We start from the raw sequence: 1,053 nt of genomic DNA, 5'->3' as shown, positions 1-1,053 counted from the left end.
ATACAGCGGTAACTTCTCTTGTGATATACCCCGATGAGGACGCAACCAGGAACGCAACAGCGACCAGAACCCCTCCATTGTATTCACATGAATCTCATGAAAACCGTCGCCGTCCTCATCTCGTGCATATTCACCGGCTCCATGGCAGACAGATTTATGGCCATAACCCCATTCTGCCAGTTCGTTGTAAATCGCGTATTCATCCGTGTACACCAGAGTGCCTGGCTCTATAGTAGCTCTGATCAGTGGCTTGATGGTTGCCCGTTTAACATTGGCAAGCATACGGATCACTACCTGGCCACCTCGCTGAATCATACCAAAGATGGGTGGTTTCTCTTTTTCCAAGGTTCCTCGGTCACGAGCAGCTCTCAGTCTGTTTCTTCGTCCTTTTCGACGTTTTTTTTCACAGCCTCTGGATGACCTTTGTGGCCAGCCACCACATAAACCTCATCACATTCTACCTCACCACTGAGGACTACCTCAGGGCGCTTATCGTATACGGACTGCCTGAGTTGCCGAGTCATTTTTTGTACGTCACTTACGTTCAAATCGAGCTCACGGGCGATCTGCTGATTCGAAAGATTGAGTGACATCAGGTGCAGACAGCTTACCCACACTTTCAAAGGCTTATGGTGTCCTGAAAAAACAGAAAGTGTCAGGTCATCAAAACGACGCTGACATTCTTTACAAGAATATCTCTGTCTGTCAGGCTGTGAATCGTCCTTGCCTTGGCGGGTTATGTCTGAGCTGGCACAGTGAGGGCATTTCACCCCGTCAGGCCAGCGAATCTGGCGTATCTGTTCAAAGCACTTGGCGTTGTCGAGGAGGTCATAAAGTTTCATGACACTTTTGTACAAGAAAACGTCTTCTATTCATAGTCAAATAACTCGTCCTCAACCAGCTCCCCAGAATCCATTAAGAGCCWWYSTTTAAWTGCCTGACTMAGACTTGATCAGGGATATTTCTCACAACAATTAATCGTTATTCGACGATTAGCGAAGAAGAGATCAGCCATGGGTATTTTTGAACGTTATCTCAGCATTTGGGTGGCCC

The 1,053-nt window shown here is 47.4% G+C and carries 2 protein-coding genes; both read right to left on the bottom strand.

Annotation, left to right across the window (positions count from 1 at the left end; all coding sequences use genetic code 11):
- The coding region (locus tag WG89_RS31875; RefSeq protein ID WP_245663001.1) for an IS1595 family transposase at nucleotides 1-345 on the bottom strand (345 nt) is incomplete at its 3' end.
- Nucleotides 346-368: 23 nt separating this feature from the next.
- Entirely contained in the window at nucleotides 369-842 is a 474-nt protein-coding gene (locus tag WG89_RS31870; RefSeq protein WP_216638432.1) for a transposase, read from the bottom strand.
- Between the last annotated feature and the right edge of the window lie 211 nt (nucleotides 843-1,053).

The organism is Endozoicomonas arenosclerae (assembly GCF_001562015.1).
GTDB lineage: Bacteria > Pseudomonadota > Gammaproteobacteria > Pseudomonadales > Endozoicomonadaceae > Endozoicomonas_A > Endozoicomonas_A arenosclerae.
This window is presented reverse-complemented; position numbering and strand designations above follow the sequence as displayed.